General features: G+C 37.8%; 16 protein-coding genes. 7 read left to right on the top strand and 9 right to left on the bottom strand.

Annotated elements, in window-relative coordinates; genetic code table 11:
• Positions 1–5 precede the first annotated feature (5 nt).
• Complete coding sequence (locus CRT24_RS03160; protein ID WP_099369793.1) at positions 6–1142, bottom strand: Gfo/Idh/MocA family protein; 1137 nt, start codon at positions 1140–1142, stop codon at positions 6–8.
• Between the two features lie 6 nt (positions 1143–1148).
• Entirely contained in the window at positions 1149–2027 is an 879-nt protein-coding gene (locus CRT24_RS03155; RefSeq protein ID WP_099369792.1) for a sugar phosphate isomerase/epimerase, read from the bottom strand.
• Between the two features lie 259 nt (positions 2028–2286).
• Between CRT24_RS03155 and CRT24_RS03150 the strand changes: the two genes are divergently transcribed.
• From CRT24_RS03150 to CRT24_RS03140, 3 genes are all read left to right on the top strand, one after another.
• Positions 2287–3171, top strand: a complete 885-nt coding sequence (locus tag CRT24_RS03150) for an AraC family transcriptional regulator (RefSeq protein WP_099369791.1) — start codon at positions 2287–2289, stop codon at positions 3169–3171.
• Between the two features lie 124 nt (positions 3172–3295).
• Positions 3296–3907, top strand: a complete 612-nt coding sequence (locus CRT24_RS03145) for a helix-turn-helix domain-containing protein (RefSeq protein ID WP_099369790.1) — start codon at positions 3296–3298, stop codon at positions 3905–3907.
• Between the two features lie 88 nt (positions 3908–3995).
• Positions 3996–4958, top strand: coding sequence for a hypothetical protein (locus CRT24_RS03140; protein WP_144034497.1), 963 nt, complete (start codon positions 3996–3998; stop codon positions 4956–4958).
• An 89-nt stretch (positions 4959–5047) separates the two neighbouring features.
• Here the strand turns inward: CRT24_RS03140 and CRT24_RS03135 are convergent, their stop codons facing one another.
• Positions 5048–6658 carry a TlpA disulfide reductase family protein gene (locus CRT24_RS03135; protein WP_099369788.1) on the bottom strand — a complete coding sequence of 537 codons (1611 nt, stop codon included), beginning with the start codon at positions 6656–6658 and terminating at the stop codon, positions 5048–5050.
• Between the two features lie 78 nt (positions 6659–6736).
• Positions 6737–9997 (bottom strand): PVC-type heme-binding CxxCH protein, encoded by a 3261-nt coding sequence (locus tag CRT24_RS03130; protein ID WP_099369787.1) that lies wholly within the window; start codon positions 9995–9997, stop codon positions 6737–6739.
• A gap of 239 nt (positions 9998–10236) precedes the next feature.
• On the opposite strand from CRT24_RS03130, the gene CRT24_RS03125 reads away from it, so the two are divergent.
• The gene (locus tag CRT24_RS03125) at positions 10237–12108 is read left to right on the top strand and encodes a RagB/SusD family nutrient uptake outer membrane protein (RefSeq protein WP_180269052.1); all 1872 of its coding nucleotides are present in this window, start codon (positions 10237–10239) and stop codon (positions 12106–12108) included.
• Between the two features lie 175 nt (positions 12109–12283).
• Here the strand turns inward: CRT24_RS03125 and CRT24_RS03120 are convergent, their stop codons facing one another.
• Positions 12284–12982, bottom strand: coding sequence for a hypothetical protein (locus CRT24_RS03120; protein WP_099369785.1), 699 nt, complete (start codon positions 12980–12982; stop codon positions 12284–12286).
• A 3-nt stretch (positions 12983–12985) separates the two neighbouring features.
• Positions 12986–13972 carry a hypothetical protein gene (locus tag CRT24_RS03115; RefSeq protein ID WP_099369784.1) on the bottom strand — a complete coding sequence of 329 codons (987 nt, stop codon included), beginning with the start codon at positions 13970–13972 and terminating at the stop codon, positions 12986–12988.
• Between the two features lie 116 nt (positions 13973–14088).
• On the opposite strand from CRT24_RS03115, the gene CRT24_RS03110 reads away from it, so the two are divergent.
• Positions 14089–17424 (top strand): DEAD/DEAH box helicase, encoded by a 3336-nt coding sequence (locus CRT24_RS03110; protein ID WP_099369783.1) that lies wholly within the window; start codon positions 14089–14091, stop codon positions 17422–17424.
• Here CRT24_RS03110 and CRT24_RS03105 read toward each other — a convergent pair.
• Both CRT24_RS03105 and CRT24_RS03100 read right to left on the bottom strand, forming a co-directional pair.
• Complete coding sequence (locus CRT24_RS03105) at positions 17419–17661, bottom strand: Ada metal-binding domain-containing protein (protein WP_099369782.1); 243 nt, start codon at positions 17659–17661, stop codon at positions 17419–17421. The two genes, CRT24_RS03110 and CRT24_RS03105, sit on opposite strands and share 6 nt — an antisense overlap.
• A gap of 1 nt (position 17662) precedes the next feature.
• On the bottom strand, positions 17663–18376 hold the full coding sequence (locus tag CRT24_RS03100; RefSeq protein WP_099369781.1) for a 2OG-Fe(II) oxygenase: 714 nt from the start codon (positions 18374–18376) through the stop codon (positions 17663–17665).
• 197 nt (positions 18377–18573) lie between these two features.
• On the opposite strand from CRT24_RS03100, the gene CRT24_RS03095 reads away from it, so the two are divergent.
• The gene (locus CRT24_RS03095) at positions 18574–20550 is read left to right on the top strand and encodes an ATP-binding protein (protein ID WP_099369780.1); all 1977 of its coding nucleotides are present in this window, start codon (positions 18574–18576) and stop codon (positions 20548–20550) included.
• Positions 20534–21241 carry a metallophosphoesterase gene (locus tag CRT24_RS03090; RefSeq protein WP_180269051.1) on the top strand — a complete coding sequence of 236 codons (708 nt, stop codon included), beginning with the start codon at positions 20534–20536 and terminating at the stop codon, positions 21239–21241. The genes CRT24_RS03095 and CRT24_RS03090 overlap by 17 nt, the downstream gene beginning before the upstream one ends.
• Here CRT24_RS03090 and CRT24_RS03085 read toward each other — a convergent pair.
• A complete protein-coding gene (locus CRT24_RS03085) occupies positions 21238–22314 on the bottom strand; it encodes a leucine-rich repeat domain-containing protein (RefSeq protein WP_099369778.1) in 1077 nt (358 codons plus the stop codon). The two genes, CRT24_RS03090 and CRT24_RS03085, sit on opposite strands and share 4 nt — an antisense overlap.
• Positions 22315–22547 lie beyond the last annotated feature (233 nt).

Genomic DNA, 22547 nt, shown 5'->3' with positions numbered 1-22547 from the left:
AAGGTTTATTCGGCTTCCCAGGTGAATGATGGCAGATAAATAATCTCACCACCTTTCAGGGCAGATTCGTGTGCCAAAATACCTACACAGGTTATGTTCGCAGATTGCCTTGCATTAGGGAACGGCTGCCTGCCATTCTTCAGCGCATCGATGAATTCATGAACCAAATGCGGATGAGAGCCACCATGCCCAGCACCTTGGCTAAAGGATAAGTGCTGATTTTCTTCTTCATCATACACACCGCCAGTAGTAAAATGCTGTATAGGTTCAGGAAGTAAATGTGCATAATCTGGACATTCAACTTCTTCAGGAATTTCTGGCTCTGGTCTTTTGGCAACATGCAACACCAATGGCTTTCCTTCAATCAATGGCCATTCAACAGCCTTTTTGAAGCCATAAACTTCAAAACTTTCCCTGTATTGTCTTGCCGTGTCAAACAATGACCGATAGACATGTGCACTTAAGTCAGAATTCTTAAACTTTATATGCGCTGTTTCTACAGCAAATGGTGAATTATAATGACCTATTAGATCTTCTCTAATGGTTCCTGAGCCGAAGCATGACACATATTCTGCCTCGCTTCTTGTCAATCCTAACACTGGTCCTACACAATGTGTAGCATAATGCATAGGAGGTAAGCCTGGCCAATAATTTGGCCATCCATCCATATCTTGCTGATGGCTGGCTTTTAGAAACTGAATCTTGCCTAGATCTCCCTTTTCATACAGTTCTTTCATAAACAAAAATTCCCGAGCATATACCACTGTTTCCATCATCATGTAGGTCAGGCCAGTTTCTTCAACCGCTTCCACAATCTGCCGGCATTCCTCTACCGTTGTTGCCATTGGGACTGTACAAGCAACATGTTTGCCTGCCCTTAGAGCCTTTATGGATTGCTCAGCATGATTGGGTATAGGCGTATTGATGTGAACAGCATCGATCTGCTCATCTTTTAACATCTCATCGTAATCTGTGTATCTCTTCTCCACGCCAAAGGCATCGCCAATCTCATTAAGTTTTTCTTCATTGCGCTGACAAATGGCATACATATTCGCATCAGGATGCTGCTGATAAATAGGAATAAACTCTGCTCCAAAGCCTAATCCAACTATTGCTACATTAATTTTTTCTTTGCTATCCATAAATTATCAGTTTTCTATATTATTTTCTGTGGTCCAATTTTTCAAAAAGGTATACCCATCGCGCGCAAAAGTGTCTTGATCTTCTGCCAGCTTGTGCCAAATGCATACTGCTCCTGCTAATTCTTTATTCTCTGGAGTAAAGCTCTCAATGGAAACAACACCTTTATAGTCTATTGCTTCCAGGGCATTGCGATACTCATTCCAGCTTGCATTTCCAGAACCGGGTGTCCCCCGATAATTCTCAGAGACCTGAACGTGCAATAGCTTGTCCCCGGCTTTACGAATTGCTAAGCCAGGATCGCGTTCCTCAATATTCATGTGAAACATATCCAGGCATATCTTTGCTGCAGGATGGTTGATGTCTTCAATCATCTGGAGCACGTCATCAACATTGTTGACTAGGTCAGATTCAAATCGGTTAAGAGGTTCCAGTGCTATTTCCAGCCCCATGGAAGAGGCAATTTCACATACAGTCCTAAGGTTTTCAACGGCTCGGGACCATTCTACTTCTCGCTCTTCCTTGGGTATCATCCTTGCCTTTCCAACGGCCGAGTACATGGGGCCAGCGAAAAACGCAGAACCCAATTCCCTTGCTATTTTTAAACATTCTTCGATATAAATGAGGGAGTTTCTTTGCAGTTCGGGATCATCACTCGTCAGGTCTCTACTAGTTCCGAAAGCACCACAGACAATAACGCTTAGACCATTTTTCTCTAATTCAGCTCGAATTTTGTCAGTATCAATCAATTGGGGGTCCTCAACTGCGATCTCAACAGCATCATATCCTAAATCCGCAATTTTTTTGAATAAGGCCGGTGCCTCCTCCGTATTGAAAGGAGAAGTCCATACCCAAGTACTTACACCCAATTTTACATCTAATGCCATAGTTTATAATGTGTTTCGGTCGATTTAAATTGATGTTAAGGAAATCCTTATCCTCTAAATTACGCCAATTAAAGATTTCAGTATACCTATGAATAATCCAAAACTGACTGTATTTTGTCAAAATAGTCGGGTAAGGCCTTCATCTTTGGAAAACAATCGCACATTTATCCTATTATTTCTTGGTAATTGCTCAGTGAACACTTAAATTTAAGCAACCAAAATCTACCATTCCTTAGAGGAAAGAATATATAAACCGAGCATGGATATAAATTTCAAGAAGCCAGCAGTTCAGAAAACCAGAATTCCTGCGTCTCGTATTTTTGCGATCAGGAAGCTTAGTGAGAATCACTTTGATCCCACATGGCACGCACATTCTGAATATCAACTTTTTCTAGTATTGGAAGGGTCGGGGACCAAGTTTATCGGCAATACCATGAAGTCCTTTGGTAAAGGGGATCTGACCTTTATTGGACCCAATATTCCTCATCTTTGGCGAAGTGAAGACTATTATTTTGATCCGCAGTCTGATAAAAGGAGCAAAGGGTTGGTTATTTATCTCAATGGCTCAGCATTGGAAAAGTTCATTGAGAAGGAGGAGTTCACTCAGCTAAAGATCCTATTGGGAAAAGTAAGGCATGGGATGGAGATTCATGGAGAAACTGCAACAGAAACCATTGATTTGATGCATGGGCTATTGCATTTGCACGGAATGGAAAGCGTTATCCAACTGTTGAAGATTTTAGGAGTACTTGCCAAGAGCAATGAATACAACTTACTTCATTATGGAGAGATCCTTGATGAACCTAAGGAAGTTGAAACTAACCGCATAAACATTGTTTACAATTATGCTTTTACCAATTTCAAGAAAAAAATCACCTTAGATGAAGTTGCGGCATTATTGAGCATGACTTCTACTTCCTTTAGCCGATATTTTACGGCAAAAACCAGCAAGACATTTTCTTATTTCATTGCAGAACTCCGAATCAGCCATGCTTGCAAACTACTCTCAAACTCCGAGACCATGAGTGTGTCCCAGATCTGTTATGACTCAGGATTTAATACCCTATCCAATTTTAACAAACAATTCAAGACATTTGTCGGAGTAACTCCAAAAGAATATAGACAGAAGTTCCTGACGCTTTAATAAGTGCCACAATTCCCAAGTTCCACGTGAAGCTAAAAATGGATTTTTCATAGTAAAAGATAGCTGTGATTATTAGGTTAATTTACTTAATTTTTTGTTTACCTTAATATCCAATAATCGAGTTATGGAATTGTCTCAGAAAATAGCGCTTCTCCGAAAACAAAAAGGATTGACACAAGAGCAATTGGCAGAACGTGCAGGTGTTACTGTACGGACAATCCAAAGGATAGAAAGTGGTGAAACAATCCCAAGAGCATATACACTTCAGAATCTAGCCAAATCATTAGAGGTTGAGTTTGAAGAATTCATGGCTGTTCAAAATCAGGACATGATAACTCAAACCCTAACAGACCAAACCTCGTATGATGAGAATAAAACTTTTCTGAAGATTTTATATTTATCATCTTTTTCATTTCTTTTTATTCCGTTGATCCATTTTTTGATCCCAATTTTTGTCTATAAGACTTCAAAAATCAAAGACCAAAATACACTTCGAAGAGGACGCAAAATTATTATTGAACAAGTTTTTTGGGTAATATCTCTATCCCTGATTATGCTGCTTACTGTAGCGTATAATTTTACAGTTGTTCGATACCTTCCAGGAGGGAGTCTTATACACTATTTGTGGCCATTAATAATTATGTATTTCTTGAATACTATTTTTATAATTCGAGGTATTTTAAAGCTTAAGAATAAAATGAGCGAGTCAAATTTATCGCTTCCTACAGCCATATAACAGAGAAAGACGTGTAAATGTCGGGTCTATGCCGGCAATATTCCAATGTTTCTTAAATAGTTTTGGTGGCATATATAAATCTTAAGAAATGGATACACTCATCAAAAACCACCTGTTATTATTCATCAGTTTTTGTTCTTGCTTTTTTTCCAATGAAATACTTTTGGCACAGTCCCATACTTCAGGTTCAATTGTCTTTTCATCTGAAAACATAGCAATGGATTTTATTTGGAATGGCGATTCAATAAATTCAGAATGGGAAGAAAAGGCCTCTTTACTTATTCCGGTTTACTTGGACAATTGCCCTCGAAAATTTTATATGCAATTTGATACGGGATCACCCTATTCCATGCTGTATAATGGAAAAATAAAGGCCATCAAGGATAAATATCCTAAGAGTTTCTCTAACGAAATATTACAGAACCAGGTGTCCGATTTTGATCTCTATATAAATAAAATTCACATATCATACGTTCAAATCAACAGTAAGAATTATGGAGACTCAACAATTAATTGGAACAATGAACAAAAGATTGAGATTATTGGTACCATCGGAACGGATTTTATAGATGGGAAAGTTGTTGTCATTGATTATCCAAACAAAAGAATTGAGTTACTGCAATCTGCTCCTGAAAAATTTAAGCTGCAACATTCCTTTATTTACTCAAATAGAAACATATTATTGCCTTCAATCATCAATGAAAGAGAAACCTTGTTGTTCTTTGATACGGGCTCCAGTATGTTCGAGTTATTAACCAGCAAAGAAATTGCAGAAGACCTTGCTGGACCCAATTCAAAACCCATCCTATTTTCAGTAAACTCTTGGGGAAAGAAAATGATAGCCCATTCCTATCCATCCAATCAAAAAATTGAAATAGCCAGCAGAAAAATCAATGTTAATAGAGCAACTTATATAGAAGGGGCTACCGATTCTCAAGTCCAGCAAATGTTGAAGATGGGAATAGGAGGAATGACCGGAAATAAGCTTTTTTCTGATTATATTTTAATCTTGGATACCAAACTTAAGATGTTTGGAATAGCAATTCCTTAATTAATCATCAATACCAACTAAGAGGTCGAATGGCGGTCCTGAAATATATATTTAATTTCAAGTAATAATTCAAGGATGATTTCGACAGACTATTTTTGAAACATTTGATGATTAAATTTTTCTGGAAAAATCGATGATAGTTCAAAGGCGATATTATGGAATTCGAAATTGTCATTTTTTATCCTTCCATTGCTTTCCACTAATACATATCTTGGAATTCCATTGAATTTAAACAATTCGCGTAGAGACAAATAATCATCGGAAGAAATTCTGTAAGAGTTTTTCATGAAGTTTTTTTCACTATATTCTTTAAAGAATTTTTCTCCCGTACTGGATATATCCGTGATATATATAAATTCGAGATCAGGGTTGTCTTTGAGTTTTTGTCTAAGGGCGAGGGAGCTTTCAATTCCCGCTCTGCAGGGGCCACACCATTCCGCCCAGAAATCCACAACCAATATTTTTCCCTTATGTGGCTCTATCAATTTTTTAAAAACGCCTGCAGCTGCCGTATTCGGAAGATCATAACCTGCTTTTTGATGCTCTATCAATGCATCTAATCGATCTATTTCTTCCTTGAAAAATGGTATTTTGAAGGATCTTACAACATAAGGTATTTCATTTTTGACAGCAGAATTGTTTTTTAGCATCACCATCTTAGAACTGATGTTCCTCATTTTGGCAATATCAAATACTAAAGGATGTTTGTTCTCTCCAAAATTTATATTTGCTAATGAATCGATGGCTTGGAAATAGTCTTTCCTGTTATAAAATTCTGTTTTTACATAAAGGTCAGAATATTCAAATCGGTTGATAAAAGTTGAAAACTCCCCAGAAATTATCAAATCAGGATCATTGAGGTCTATTTTGTTTACAAAGTCATAATAGGAACTCTCAAGCGGAATTTTGAGTATTTGATTTGTTGTGTCTTGCTTCCTGTAATAGTTTCTATCTGAAGCATAGTCAAACAGGTAATTGGCGAAACTTAAGTCTAGATTGTTTAGTAGAAGTTTTTTGGCTTTAGCGGAAATTTTCCTTTCAGTCCATATACTATCCATTTTATTCCTTTGTTCGTCCCATATGGAAATCTGTAATTTTTTAAAGTCACTTGGAGGAACTGTTTTTTGATATTCATTAAGTTTTCTATAATCCGGAGAAGAGCCAGGATTTCTATCCAGTTCTTCATTTAAAGATTTGAATATCCCAACATATTCTACCGCATAAGGAGGCTTATCATTGTTGTTATTACGATCCTGTGTTGTAAGCAGATTCCAATCTATTATCACTCCGAGTGTGGCTCCAGGTTCTGTATAATATCGAACGATATATTTATTGAGACTCAGGTAGCTCATAAATGGATGAATTGCTTCTAAATCTGCTTCAAACCGTCCATCTTCATGCACTTTAATGGTGGTTGGTAAATTCTCCCTGGTCAATATATTTTCATGATAAATAATCCCGGAAGAAAATCCTAAGTTTTTGTTGTAACCCTTGATATACCCAACTATCCGAACACTATCTGTTTTAAATATATTATCAATTGAATATTCAGTTATCTGCGTTTTCTTTGATTTACTTATTTCTTTGTTTATCCAATTCATGATTGAATCAGGAACTTCTTGTTTTGGAGTTCTTACCTCATACGAGGATAAGGTAAAACAAAATAATACAGTAATGAAGCTAATTAGGACTGCCTTCATAATTTGAACTATTGGTTAATTAAAGATATTAAATTTTCATCAAATTATTGTAGCTTAAATAAAAGGTAATTAACCTCGTTATTGTACTCTCATAATACCATGCATAATCTGCCAATGCCCCGGGAAAGTACATACAAATGGATAGTCTCCTTTAGCCTTTGGGGCAGTGACTTTGATTTGATAACTTTGTCCTGCTTGTACCAATGGCGTTGCGAAAAGCACTTCCGGAATATTTGGAATAAAACTTTTCTCATAGGCATCTGGTTCTACGGACATGGCGTCTGCTGCTTTCCCAACTTTTTCGCGACTGCCAGGTTTTGCAAATACTACATTGTGAGGCATCTGGTCATTGTTGTCAAATTCCAAAATCATCTCTTCGCCAGCCTTCACTTCAAGTACCTCTATATCAAATGCCATTTTCCCAGGAAGAGTCTTCAGGATATGTGTAGCCTTCAATTTTTCTTTTTGAGGTTCCTTGTTTTCTGGTTTAGGTTCATCCTTCGGCTTGTCATCAGCAAGGAGCTCTTTGTTTTCATCCATAAAGCGCTGAACCGCAACAGCAGATTTCATTTTTTCAAACTCTTCAGCAGTCAGTTTTGGTTCCGAATATTTTCCCGCCGTAGGATCTTCAGCAACAAAACCGATATATAATGATTCCCGTTTTGTCGCAACAGAGTTCAATAAAAGGTTTGCTTTTTTAGGGTCATTTGCCAAGAATTGCTTGTCATTGCTAAACATTTCTACCCATACTGGGCGCAAATGCCGGAAAGACTCATTCAGAGAATAATTGATGTAATCATCAGTTGGCATTTCGCTAGCTGCTAACAAAGCATTGACAGATTTTGAATCCTTAAAATGACTCAATGCAATGATTGCCTCCAGCCTAACCCTTGGAGATTGGTCCGCAGACATCTTGATAATTTTATCAAGTGAATTGGGAATTTTCTCAGCCCAATAGTACAATACCCGAGTTGCTGCAGATTTTACGCCTGGGCTATTACTTTTCAGCAACTCATCCAATAACTTTTCATTGGGTTTGTTAAACTGTTGATAGATCCATAGACCTTCCATCTTATGTTGGTCCAGCATCGGGTCTTTTTTATCCAGTCCAGCAATCCATTTATCCACTGCCGGCAAGACATCGCTTGCCTTGTATTCTCTGAGCGCTCTCCTCGTTCTGTACCTTGCGCGGTCTTCTGTTAGCTTTAATTGATCCAACATTTCAGGTATGCTCATTTTTGTTAAATCCACAGGTTTTAGCGTTGGCTTGCTTTTATGTTTTATCCGCCAGATTCTACCTTTTGTGTGGTCACGTTTTTCATCCCTAAAGTTCTGCTCGCCATGTTGAATGATAGGATTATACCAATCCACCACATACAAAGCTCCGTCAGGTCCGAATTGCAAGGCTACAGGTCTAAAATTGGGATCAGTAGATTGCAATAGGGATTGCGTTTCAGTGCCTACAATTCCACTACCTTGTTCTGCAATTTTGTGCTGCCGGATTCCTTGAAAGCCGATAAAGGTATTGAACAATACGTTTCCTTGCAGGCTGTCAGGGAATGCCCGGCTCGATATAATCTCCAGGCCACATGTCTTAGGTTTTGCTGCTGCGGTCAGGAAGTCTTTCATCTCCAGATGTTTCTTGGGGTAGTCGATAGCGACGGTCAGTGGGGGGGCAAAATAATTTAAACCGGTAGATACATCTGCTATCAATTGGGTTCCATCTCTCATAAATACATCGCCCCAAGGATTTGCAAATAAATAGGAGATATGTTGGTCAAATTTCCTTGATTTGGGTTCGTAACGCCATACCATGCCATAATCACCACGACGTGGACCATAAGGGGTTTCGACCTGCGTATGCAGAAATGTACCCATGTTCATATATAAAGCTCCATCTGGACCCCAAGTATAAGTGTTGAGGGTATGGTGCGAATCCTCGGTTCCGAATCCTGATAGTAATACTTCCTTATAGTCAGCTTTTCCATCGCCATTGGTATCCTTCAAAAAAACAAAATCTGGAGCTTGAGTTACATAAACACCACCATCTCCGATTTCAAAACCCAATGGAAGGTAAAGGCTGTCAGCAAATACCGTATGTTTATCGGCTTTTCCGTCGCCATCGGTATCTTCTAAAATTAAGATCTTGTCGTTTGGAGGATTGCCAGGGGTATAATTGGGGTATGAAGGCATGGTAGCGACCCAAAGCCGACCTTGAGAATCAAAGGTTGCCGAAACTGGATTGGCCATTGGAAAGTCTTTCTCGGATGCGAACAGCTCGATTTCAAAACCCTCGGGCAGAATAAATTGGGACTTCGCCAATTCCAGATCCTCTTCGGTTGTGGCTTTTATGTTTTCTTGTGGAATTTCCGCTTTACCGGCATTTATGATCTTTTGAGCAGCAAGAGGATAAATCTGTGCTCCCTTCTGTGCTCCAGCCCATACTAAGCTGTCCAATTGTTCTACCAACTGGTCTATTTTGGCAAGTTCATTAGGCAATGCCTGACCGCCTGCCCATTCTCGCCTGCGGCCATAGATATATTCCCCGTTTTGAGATTTGTATCGATAGAAGAAATGTTTGTTTTTTGTGCTGATCAATGACCTCAAGCTTTCCGCCTGTGGTAATTCGGACAGGCTTTTTATGGGGAAATCCAATGCTTTGGCCATCAGTTCACTGACCAATTTATATCCATCATCATTCAAATGTATTCCGTCCGAGGTAAGTGGCGATTTGGCATCATCCATTTCAGCTTTGGTAACAGCAAATAGGTTAATAAATGGAATACCCATTGATTTTGCTACTTTGCCCATTTCCTCTGAATATATTTTCAGTGATTTATTGTGTTCCTTAGGATCGGGCAATTCATCTCCTAGTTTTTCATGGGCTATTGGGGAAACCAAAATTATCTGTGGCGTTTTATTGAGGCCACCTTTCAGGTCTTGAAGACTTTTTATAAAAGTTTCCAGTTCGGTTTTGAAAGTTGCTAAGCTATCAACACCTTTAAAGGACTCATTCATACCAAAACATGCGAAAATAACATCAGCTTTATGAGCTTGGAGGTGTTCCTGAAGTGTTCCAAAATTGAGTGGTCTAGGTCGCAGGTTGACCTCGTCTGCATCCCAGCCTAAATTACGAACGTGTAGTTTGTGGTCCGGAAAGCTTGCCTGCAGCAGGGTTTCAAAATAGTTGTTCCGTTGCATTCTTTCGGCAAACGAGTTTCCAACAATGGCAATACTACTGCTCGGCTCAGGTTTAAATGGGACTATTTCAATTTTCTCCTGGCAGGAAATCAGGATAAATAAGGCAAAAAATATACTCAGGATAGGATATCTTTTCATAGGAAACCGATTTTATCGAGGTTAGGGCGAATTTATAATTGTTACTTAAAGGAAATAAAAATATAATGCTTTCGCATCCTGTACCTGCCTGTTCGATTCTGAGTAATAAGGAATTGAGATTTTCGCAATGTTAATAAATAATTAAGTTTTCATTTTATGAGGTAAATTATGGGAAACCGTAAGATATTTCATTTGCTGTTTCTTTAATTTGCGCGTTCAAACATCAATTTATGAGATTTATGACTAGCCGGCTAATTTGCCTAGTACTCTTATGTACAGTATTTTTTTATTCTTGCAGCAAGAAAGAGGATTTAGAAAACGGGAAAGACTCTAAAGTTGCGCTTAAAGGTGCAGTTGAAAAAGGTCCATTTGTTAGAGGTTCAGTAGTGACTATTTATGAGTTATCTGAAGATTTAACACCAACAGGAAAATCATTCAAATCAGAAATCGTAGATGACATAGGATCATTTAGTTTGGAAGGCGTGGTTCTCAGCTCAAACTTTGTTCAATTATCTGTAAATGGATTTTATTTTAATGAAATTTCTGGAGATTTATCGAACTCGCCTATTACATTGAATGCTTTAGCAGATATCAGTTCAAACAATACTGTTAATGTAAATATCCTAAGCCATCTTGAAGAAAAACGTGTAAAGAGTCTGATAAAAAAGGAAAAACTAAAATTTGCTGATGCTAAAGTGAAAGCTGTAAAGGAAATATACAGTGCTTTTTATGCTAAAGCATCGAGCAATAATCTGAGTGAAGAGATTTCATTGACCAAGAACAATGAACACTCCAATATTCTATTGGGTATTTCAGCAGGACTTCTTCAAATGGCATCTTCCGATGATGCTAAACTCACCGAGATATTAAGTACTATTTCAACAGACCTAGAGACCGATGGGGAAGTAAGTCAATCCTTAGCTTCCACCATTAAATCCGGCTTGGAATCTTTTGACTCAAGACAAGTCTCAGATAATATGAAAAAGAGATATGCTGATTTGGACCTAACTATTGGCGACTTTGATATTAAGAAAAATTTTACAGCTGATATTCAGGAAATAGATCCAAATCATGCATTAACGCCAGACCAGATCTATTCAAACGAAGGGGTAATTAATGATATGATCACTTCTTTAAAGCTAAGTTCTTTAAAACTGAATGAAAGTTTTATTTTATCAGAAGGGTTGTATATCAATACGATAGAATCAAAATCATATAATGAGTTTTCTTATAAACCAATCAGTTCTTCCAACTCCAAATTAGGAACTTCCTTTACTGAATTATTCAAGATTATTGTTAATTGTTTTCGTTTTGAAGAGGCCTTGGGAATGATAAAAAATGAAAGTTTAAAAAAGTTTCAAGGGCATGGATACTTATATGTTGCATTAAGTTATTGGCAATTTATGAATTATTGGGGTGACCCTATCTACTTTGAAAAAGTACCAACTGAAATGGACGTATCAAAAGGCAGAACAAATAAAAGCGAAGCTTCTAATAAAATCCTATCCAAACTAGCAGGGATTATAAAACATCTAGAAACCTCATTTCCTAATGATGCAGCGTTAGGAAGAATGATTGCCGCGAGAATAGCTATGGACAACAAAGATTATACACTGGCTAATGCGTACCTCAATCAAATAATTGACAGTAAAAAATTCGCTTTAGCAAGCAAATCTAATATCCATAGTTCTAATTCAGAGAGTATTTTTGGTGTCGATTACAATTTGTCACCAGAATTAAAACCCAATAATAGCGGTAACCCATATCTGAAAGGGAATTACAGAAGTATAGCTAGATACTCAGAAGTTATTTTACTAGCGGCAGAAGCAAACTTAAAGCTGAACAATAAAACAAAGGCCATCCAGCTTTTAAATGAAGTTCGTAAGAGAAATGGTAAGGCTGAATTATCGACCTCTGAATCGAATATCTTGAAAAATCTTCATACAGAATTTAAAGAAGAGATGAAAAATGAAGGCGTTTATTTTGCATTCTTAAAGCGAAACGATCTTGCGGAATCTGAATTAGGCATTAAAGCTTATCAAAAATTATTTCCGATTCCCCAGTATCAATTATCTATTATGCCAAATATGGCGCAAAACCCAGGCTATTAACCAACAAGCATATTTTACTGAAGCACTTGATTTTCTTAATCAGGTGCTTTTTTTATTTCATTCTTGATTAGCACGAAGCGTACCATATATTGCCATTAAAGTAGATGGTAAAACCAATTGAAGGGTCTTACTAAAATTCTGGAGAAGACAGAGGAGAATGAAAATATAATCTTTCTCATCGTCTAGATATTTCCTTTCCTTCGGTATTAAAGTCGATATAAAGGTCTTTTCGATCTCCCTTTACGGAGCTATACCAATAGCTCCTTTCAATTCCGTGAAAATCCATATGGGTAAAGTATACATGATCTGAAGCAACACCACCTTCCATATTTTTTGCTTCTTTTATCATTTCTTCATGAATATCATGGGCTAGTGAAAACTTAATTTTGTCCATTGGATACAGGAAGCTTTCCATAGGGATGTTTCCCGTGATTTTCACCGGAGTTGGTTCTTGCCATTTGCCATATCTGTATGTATATTCATCGACCTCATCAGGTTTGTCAGGATTCTGCATTTGGATAATAATCATTCCATCCATATGGTCATATAAGAAAAAGCTTTTGTAGAGCATGATTTTCTTTCCTCTGAACAAAGGTAAATTGACTAATTCCTGTTGTATTTGGTCAAGCTTCTCTTTGGATTTAAATAAGCTTTCTGATTCCTTTTGACCGGTCTCTACCGTGCTACTATGCGAAGATGAACTCGAAGAAGAACTATAAGTTGTACTGGAGGACGAACTAGACACCAACTGCTCACGAGGCTTGTCTTTCTGTTCAGGTTTTGGATTTATTGTTTCTTCATAGCTTTGTTTTATTTGTTGGCATGAAAAAAGAAAAAATATGAGTGTCAAAAGTGAAATACTAGCTTTTCTCATAAGTTATTGGTTGGGTTCAATTATTTGAGGATTTTCAGGGTGATATAGAATTCTGATGCTGTTACCTCGGTTTAGGCTAATCAGATCCATCTGATTATAAATTCTTTTAAAATCTGCCTTTATTGTTTTTCCCTTATCTTCAAATTCTACTACGACCAAGATTTGTGGTTGGTCATTTATGGAGGTTCCAGTAGCAACAGATGAAACAATCTTTGCCTCAGTTGATTTTCCATGCAGCAACAGCCACTCTGTATTGGAGGGTTTGATAAAAATCTTCCTGATAAATATCAATATGCCGACATAGAGGAGTCCAAATAAAGGTGCTAGAATATAAGGGTGTTCAAATGATAAATAGCGCCATCCATAACCGTTACTTTCATATAAATATCCATAGGTCAACAGACCTATTGGCACTATGATCATCACCAATAAAACAAATAAAATAAGGTTGAGGATAGGTTTGTTGAATCCGATTTTTCCTGTTTCTAAAGTAATTGAGGGGTTCTTTGATTCTTCGTCGACCAATAAGGTAACGGGTTTCCCTACATCAAATCGATGTTCCTCCGGCTTACTGTCTGATAAATTCAATTCAAAATTGACCATTGATCCGGACAGATTCTTAAATTCTAAAACTAAATGTACTGACTCATAGTCCTTGTTTCTTTCAAAAATATGGCTTTCTATCACGGTAGCCTTGATCCTTTTGCCTTGACTACGCAATCCCATTAATTTTTTCCTTTTCCTAAGCAGGTTGAACAAGAAGTTATTTGCGAAAAGGAAGATCAAAATGAGCCACAAAAACAAACCCAACCCTAAATAAAAGAAGGCAGTATTGGCACTCTTATCATAATTAAATTTCCAATCACCTTGTTGGCTATGAATAAGGATGGGTAGTCCAAATCCCATTAGGAGAGCGAATATGGTCCAAAAACCTATCCCTGAAATGATGTTTCCAGGCCGAATAGTTGAGCGCTTTGATAAATCATTCATTATGAATACAATATAGAAATAAATTAATAATAATTATAAATTATCTCTTCTCAGTTGTAGAGATATTGTTCTAAAATTTTCGTATTCTTACTTTCTCAAAACTATTATGCTGGTTCATGGATCTTTCGTCTGATTACATTATTTCGAATACAGATTTCAGTAATTTAACATTATTTGAACTGCTCAAGCATGTGGATAATGCAAGCTTCATTGACCATAAAGATTTTAAGGACATTTACGCTTTATCACTAGAATTAAATTCTGGAGTCTTCACAAAAAACGATCAAGATCAAGAATTCCCTACGGTTGTTGTAAGTCAAATCAGAGGTCATATTGTAACAAGCTGTACTTGTGGAAATGTTGGCAATAAAATGTGCGAGCATCAAGGTATAGTTTGCTATGCAATTCTGGAGAATAATGATTTCCGTTTGTTCTTTGATGAGAAGGTAAGGAATAAAGCCTTGCTTCAGATAGCTAAATCTTACGGACTAGAAGATGAACCATATTTGGATAACTTTTTTATTATCAGTTTTGAGGAAGGAGAGTTGAAAATTTCTCCTTCGGTTGTAGGTTTATTAAAGACTGATAATCTTTCTGTCAATAGTTTTCCGATTATTCCAATACGTAAATCTAGATTGGCAATCCTTTCTGAGCAGCATAGAAGACGGATATTGGTTATTTCGAAACATCGCTATTATAACCAATTGAACGTTTTGTTGATGGAAGCTGAGCGCACGAAATCAGGAAAGATTAAGAACCCGATAGATGCGGTTGACACGCAACCTCTGATTTGGAATAGTAATGACCCCAAAGAATTAAAGTTTTATTCAGCGGTCCATTACTTCCAGAATAAATATTCCGATGACAGTTTGGATCTCGATTTAGATGCACTGAAATTAATTATCAATAATCCGTTGTCCTTGGATATTTTCTTCCATGACCGGTCCATTTCAGAAACCATTTCTTCCAAATCCTTGAAACCAATTACGTTGGATGTGCTAAAGGCGGAAGTTCAGTTGACCGTATTCAAGAAATCTCCATTTTATGAAATTACAGGTGAGTTGATTTGGAATGAGACTTCTCTCCACTTTAAACAACTTCAAATTAAGAACGAGTATTTTCTGTTGCACAAAAATGGTCTTTACCTCATTGGTAATCCAGATTTGCTTCGGGTCATAAAGTTCTTTAAGTCCAACAATGAAATTATTGTTCTCCACGAATCCAAATACGACGAATTCTTCAGGAATTTCCTGGAACCTTTGGAGCAATTGGTAAAAATCAATTATTCATTTATTCGTCAAGCGACGCCATCTCAACTTAAAGATAAAAACTATGAGCTGTCACGTCTTATCTATTTACAGCAGGAGGGCAGCTATGTTTCAATCACTCCAGTGATGAAATATGGCGATATTGAAGTTCCTGTTTATTTTCGCAAACAGATCTTCGACACAGACCCAAACGGCAATGTATTTAGTGTTGAGAGGAACCATGATGCTGAAGAACGGCTGACCGCCTCTATTTTGGACAAGCACCCTGAATTCCTGGAGCAGTTGGAAGAAAAAGTGTACTTCTATTTGCACAAAGACAAGTTCTTGGATGAAGGTTGGTTCATTGAAACTTTCGAGCAATGGCGAGAGGAAGATATTGCAATCTTGGGTTTCAATGATATAGAAAAAAATAAGATAAACCCACATAGAGCAAAAATCTCTATTGAAGTGATATCGGGTATTGACTGGTTCAATGCTAAGTTAAAAGTGGGATTCGACCAACAAACTGCAACATTAAGGCAGATTCATCGAGCTATCCGAAATAAGAGCAAATTCGTCGCATTGGACGATGGCACCTTTGGAATCTTGCCTGAAGAATGGATCACGAAAATTGGGAGTTACTTTAAGATTGGTGATATGGATGAAGAAATGATTACCATTCCCAAGGTAAATTATTCTGAAGTGGAGGATCTTTTTGAGAAGGACATATTGAGCGATGAAGTTCAACAGGAGATCGATCTCCTGAAGGAGGAGTTTTCTGCGGGTTATCAAATTCCGAAAGTAAAAGTTCCTAAAAGTTTGAATGCTGAATTAAGAACATATCAGCATGAAGGATTAAATTGGTTATGCTTTTTGGATAAGCACAATTTCGGCGGCTGCTTGGCAGATGACATGGGTCTTGGAAAGACTCTTCAAATCATTGCTTTTATACTTTCTCAGCGAGAAAAATATCCAAATCAAACCAATTTGATTGTGATGCCTACTTCAATCATGTTTAATTGGGAAGAGGAGATTCAAAAATTTGCGCCTTCCATAAAGATCTGGAAACATTATGGCTCAGATCGAAATAAGCATACCGACGGTTTTGAGGATTATGAGGTCATTTTAACAACCTACGGGATAATGCTATCTGATATTCGTTTTTTAAAGAAATTCAGGTTCAATTATATATTTCTGGATGAATCTCAGGCCATTAAAAACCCGAACTCAGAGCGTTATAAAGCAGCCCGTCTATTGAATGCAAGAAACAGAATTGTGCTGACTGGAACGCCGGTTGAGAACAATACTTTCGACCTCTATGGGCAGTTATCATTTGCCAGTCCAGGCTTATTGGGCAGCAAGCAGTTCTTTAAGGATACCTATGCGCTTCCGATTGACAAGTTTGATTATAGCAAAAGGGCAAATGGATTACAGGAGAAGATAAAACCATTTGTTCTTCGAAGGACCAAGAAGCAGGTGGCCACGGAGCTTCCTGAGAAAACGGAAATGGTGATTTACTGTGAGATGAATGCTGAACAACGGAGGATTTATGAGACCTACGAAACCGAGATCCGCGAATTCATTTCTGCGAAGGACGAGGATGAGATTCAAAAGAACAGTATGCATGTTCTGACGGGATTGACCAAGCTGAGGCAGATCTGCAATTCTCCGGTGCTACTCAAGGAAGGACATGCTGCAGAAAACGCTGTAAAAATCGAAGTTATCCTTGAGCAGATCGAGAATAAATCCAAGGAGCACAAAATCTTGATTTTCTCTCAGTTTGTAGGGATGTTGGACCTTATCAAAGCTGAATTGGAAAACCGGGAAATTCCTTTTGAATACCTAACAGGGCAGAGCAAGGATAGGGGCGAGAAAGTTCATAATTTCCAATCTAATGATGATGTTCGTGTTTTCTTGATCAGCTTGAAGGCTGGTGGGGTCGGGCTAAATCTTACAGAAGCCGATTATGTGTATCTTATTGACCCATGGTGGAATCCTGCAGCCGAAAACCAGGCTATAGATAGAGCATACCGTATAGGTCAGAACAAGCATGTGGTCGCTGTACGGATGATTTGTTCCGATACTATCGAAGAAAAGATTATGAAGTTGCAGATGAAGAAAAGAAAATTGGCTCAAGATCTAATCCAAACGGATGCTTCATTTTTTGGGAGCCTTTCCAAAGACGACCTTCTTGAAATTTTATAGGCTTTTCTTCCATTTTAGGTATTTCTGACGCATACAGCTACCGCAGGGTCTATATCCAAGATCAATTGCCTCTTGCTCTGACTCAAAGAAAACCCTGTTTTCCTTTTTCATCCTTTTTCCGGACTTGCAATGAAGAGTGCCATAAATCTTGAGTTTGCTGTTGGCGCCAAACCTTACCTTCTGATTTTTTATCAATGCTTGAAGTTCCCTGTCAGATATTTGTGTATGTTGAATCATTTTAACTCAATGCATCATGGAATATAATGCCCAAGGTATGTCTTATCCCGGACTTTACCTCACTTACTCCATGTTTCATGTTTACACGGTAATAGCCTTTTGTTCCTTTTTCTGGTTTAAAGCTAGTTGTAAAGATCAGGGCATCTCCACGTTTGTGCCCCAGGACAATCGCTTTGGACTGTGCCCTTGGTATCTGTTGGGTCAAGACAAACTCACCGCCTGAATAATCCTCATCAGGATCGTTCAGGAACAAGACCATTTGGATCGGAAAGAATACATCTCCATAAAGATCTTGGTGGAGGGTATTGAATCCCCCTTCTGTATACCTCAAGATCAAAGGCGTTGCTTTGAGCTGATCGTTGTCATGGCATTGCTTCAACAATTCGGAATGTTCCATGGGAAACATCTTGTCAATTTTCAATGCTCTAAACCAGGTGTTTGCGATCGGTGATAGATGTCGGTAAACCTCGGTGCGGATCTCATGGATCAACAAGGGCAGGGGATAATTGAAATATTTGTATTCACCCAATCCAAAACGGTACCGTGCCATCACCACCGTTTTTCGGTAAATATCTTTTTGGTCATATAACTCAATCAATTGCTTGCACTCTTCCTCTGTGATCAGATGCTCAATTACAGCATATCCAGACCGATGCATATCCTCTGTGATGGAATGCCAATCTAACTCCTCAATTCTTGCCTTGATTTCTTCCATGTTACAATCATTTATTATCTAAGCACTAAGTTCCCCATTATATAACCTTTAAAAAATCCGTTTGTTGCTGAATTTTATTTTTCCCACCGTATTTGTGTACGAACAAATTGCCTTAAAACCCTTTAACATTTCCTTAAAATTCAATAACTTAGGCTACACGTTAATGTGAACTAAACTTATTGCCTGTTATCCTACTTATGAAATATATTTTGCTGATATGCTTTTTGGTATGCCTTGGTATACAGAGCTATGCCCAATTGGTCATCCGTATCGATGAAGACAAAGATTACATCCAACTTCTTGAAAACAGACTTAGAGATAGCAAGACCGACAGTGCTAAATCCATCACAGCATTGAGGCTTTCTTATTTCTATAAGAAATATCAAAAAATGGATCTTTCCAAACAGCGTCTTGACCAAGGAGTAGCATTGGCTAAGGGTGATAGAATGATGGAAGGTATCGCAAAATATTTTGAGTCTTATTCTGTTCTTGGTACTGAGGATTTGGCCGCAACAGATGCTAGGTTAATGAGCAGTGATAGTTTGCTTAAAGATATTCATGATCCTGAGGCTAAAAAATACCAAAGCGGTGTGTGGATCATTAGAGGTTTAATTAAACAGCTCCAAGGCAATGAAAAGGAAGGTATGAAAGCTTATATCAACCATGCATTGCCCTTGGCCAAAGAATCTAAGGATAAGTTCAGTGAGGGCAATGCGAATAAGTTCGTAGCGATCAGTTTACTGAATGCTAACGAACGGGTGAAAGCTAATGAATACCTAAAAAAAGCATTGCAGCTATTTCAAGAAGCTCCAAGCGAAAGCGATTTGACCAAACTCGAAGGTATTTTGGAAGTAAATATTATCCTTGCCGAAAACAACCTCCATTTAAATGAGCTCAATGTTGCCAGAAAGCATCTGGATGCATCTTATGATGTACTAAAAAACTATCCAAACTCCAATGTTTTCCTATTCTACTATTATCCGGAAGGAGTGTATTATGAGAAGATGGGCAAATATCAAGATGCTATCCATAGTTTTGACAAAGCTATCGCTTTTCAGAGTGGTCGCACGGAGAACTTTTATATCAATCGCGCTAAGTTTGCCAAATTCACCACTTTAAAAAAAATAGGAAAGAACAACGATGCCGTTGCGGTAATGCAAGACCTGCTGAAAAGTAGCACCCTTTTGCCCAATGACCGCAATAATTATTCAAATCTACTTGCTCAGACCTATGCCAAAGTCGGGAATATGAAGGAAGCTTATAATTGGTCTCAAAAGTATATTCAAGTTAGCGACAGTCTGCATTCCGCAGGTTTCAAGAAAGACCTTTTGGACTTGGAGAATAAATATAGGTCTGCAGAAAAAGAAAAACAAATCACTCAATTACGTGCTGAAAAGCAAGCGGCTGAACTAACTCAAAAAAACCAGAGATTATGGGTTTGGTTATTGGCTGTTGGTGCTGCGGTATTTCTCTTGGCATTCTTATACCTCAACAATATTCTTAAAAATCAAAGGAGAACCAATGAATTTCGGTTAAAGGAAATGGACCAAGAGCGTGAACTTCAAGTTACCAAAGCATTCCTTGAAGGAGAAGATAAAGAACGGCAGCGGATTGCTCAAGATCTTCACGATGGGTTAGGAGGAGCATTGTCTGGTATAAAGATGAAACTATCGGGTGTACAATCTAATTTTCAGTCTGCTGAAATCGAAAATTCCGTACAACAATTGGATCGTTCGATTGTTGAATTGCGCCGAATAGCGCATAATATGATGCCATCGAACCTCCTAAGAAGTGGATTGGAAGTGGCATTGAAAGACCTATGTTCTGCCCTTTCCAATCACCATACCCAAATCGAATTGCAGACGGATGGTTTGAACCAAAATCTCAACCAACATTATCAAGTGAATATCTATCGTATTGTGCAAGAGCTGTTGAGCAATTCATTGAAACATGCCGATGCGGACTATATTCTTGTACAGGTTATTCAAAATGAAGGACAGGTTTTGATTACCGTGGAAGACAATGGAAAAGGATTTGATCTTGACCAGGCGAAAGCTTCCAACGGAATGGGATTGAGCAATATCAGGAACAGGGTCAATATTATGAAAGGCAACTTGGACTATGATGTTATGCCTGGAGAAGGGACAATTGTCAATATTGAATTGGCGGTTTAGAGAACCTTCCAAACAGCCTGATTTTTATGTATTGAATGGGGATATGGTCAGTTCGATGCGTTCAGAAGATCATTTTGTGAACAATGTCTTGGTTCCTATGGCAGAGGTGAGCGGTTCCTCGGTTCCTATTGTTTATTCGCGAGGTAACCATGAGACTTGGAGCAATCACGCCAGGCAGATTACAGACTACCTATTGGATCAGGAGCACCCGTTTCTTTATGGGTTCAGGAAGGGACCGGCATATATCTTGGTTTTGGATTCTGGGGAGTCGCGCAAGGATTCGGATCCTGTGAACTGGGGCTTGACAGAGTTTGACGAATACAGAAAAGAGCAAGGAGAATGGTTAAAGCGTGAAGTTGAGAAACCAGAATTCAAAGAGGCTAAATATAAGATTGTGATTACCCATATTCCGGCCTTTTATTCCAAAAACCCCGTTCATGCTGCAGACCATTATTTCAGTTTATGGGGTGACACTTTGAATAAATCAGGTATTTCCTTAATGATTTGTGGGCATACCCATACTCCAGGGATTCACCCGGCACAACCTGGGAAGATTGAGTTTCCAGTGGTTATCAGGGGAGGTCCAAAACAGGACAAAAGAACCATGATCAGTGTGATCGCAGATGAAAGCAAATTGCAGCTGAAACTGATCCATGAATCAGGGAAGTTATTGGGAGAGCTGACCGTTTAGATATAAACTTTTGTTCCTTTTAAGGCCTTCACAATTTCATCTAATTCAGCTTTTGGGATTTGATTTGTTGAGATTCTGAGCCTCTTGAGCCAAGTCATTTCTTTAATGCTTTCTGGGAGGCTTTTGATCAGGTTGTTGTCAAGATCAAGATCCTTAAGTGATTTCCATTCCTTAATATTTTCTGGTATTTCCATTTTTGTTTGGCAACTCCAAAGGTGCAGTTTTTGGAGGTGCGGAAGATCGGGGATACTATTGAAAAGATTCTCAACATTTATCGGTGCGGAAAAATTGGAGTTCAACAAAAATTCTCTCAATTTTCCTAATTTTTTTATGGCGTTTGGAATGGTCTTAATCTGGTTTATTCCCAGGTCCAAAATCCTTAGTTCAGTTAGTTCAAATAGTTCCTCTGGAAGTTCTTTGATTCCATTTGAATTTAGTTTCAACACTTTTAAGGATTTTAACTTATTGATGGATTTGGGGATTTTTTTCATTCCAGAATTCGATAGGTCCAGACTTTCCAGGGCATGACATTTGGACAAAGTATCTATTAATTCTTCGAATTTAATATCTACGGATTCCTTGACAAACCAAGGCTGAAAAAGTGTTAGGGACTTTAGTTTTGGAAGCTTAGATATTTCATCTGGAATATTTTTGATTAGAGGAGAAATCAAGGTTAATTCCTCCAGTTCGGGAAGTTCAAAAAAATCGGGTGGGAAGCCATTTATTTTTTCATTGATTTCCAAAACCTTTAAACTTTTCAAGGATGCTATAGCCTTTGGGAGCGGATTTTTCATTGGGGAATCAATGGATAATACTTCTAGGTTCTTAGCTTTAGCTAAAGACTCGGGAAGGTCTTCCGTATCATTGAATGCTAGTTTCAGGACCTTTAAGTTAGGAAGCTCAATTAGCCAATCTGGGATTTCGTAAATATAGTTTTCCTCAAGATTGATTTCTTCCAACAACTTACATTCTTTCAAAATCTCTGGGACATCCTCAATACCTTCTTTATTGTACTTAAATTTTTGGATGCTATCCTTTTGTTCTGCGATTTTCTTTAAAAACTTTTTATCCATAATATTATCTTGAATTCAACCCAAACCTAGGGCAAAGCCTTTACCGAATTTAATCAATGTAATTACATTATTTAATAGCTGTAGATAAAATGTAGAGAGATAAAAAAGGTGTTAGATCTCTTAAATTATGATATGTAGATAGTTGTTTGGTTTATTCTGCAATGCAATCGATTGATTTAGGTGTTTTTTAGGTTTTTTTTAGAAAATACAGCAATTATATATGTGTTATTACC

It is taken from the genome of Sphingobacterium sp. 1.A.5, assembly GCF_002734235.1.
Lineage (GTDB): Bacteria > Bacteroidota > Bacteroidia > Sphingobacteriales > Sphingobacteriaceae > Sphingobacterium > Sphingobacterium daejeonense.
The sequence above is the reverse complement of the archived record's forward strand: the minus strand, read 5'-3'. Positions and strand labels throughout refer to the sequence as shown.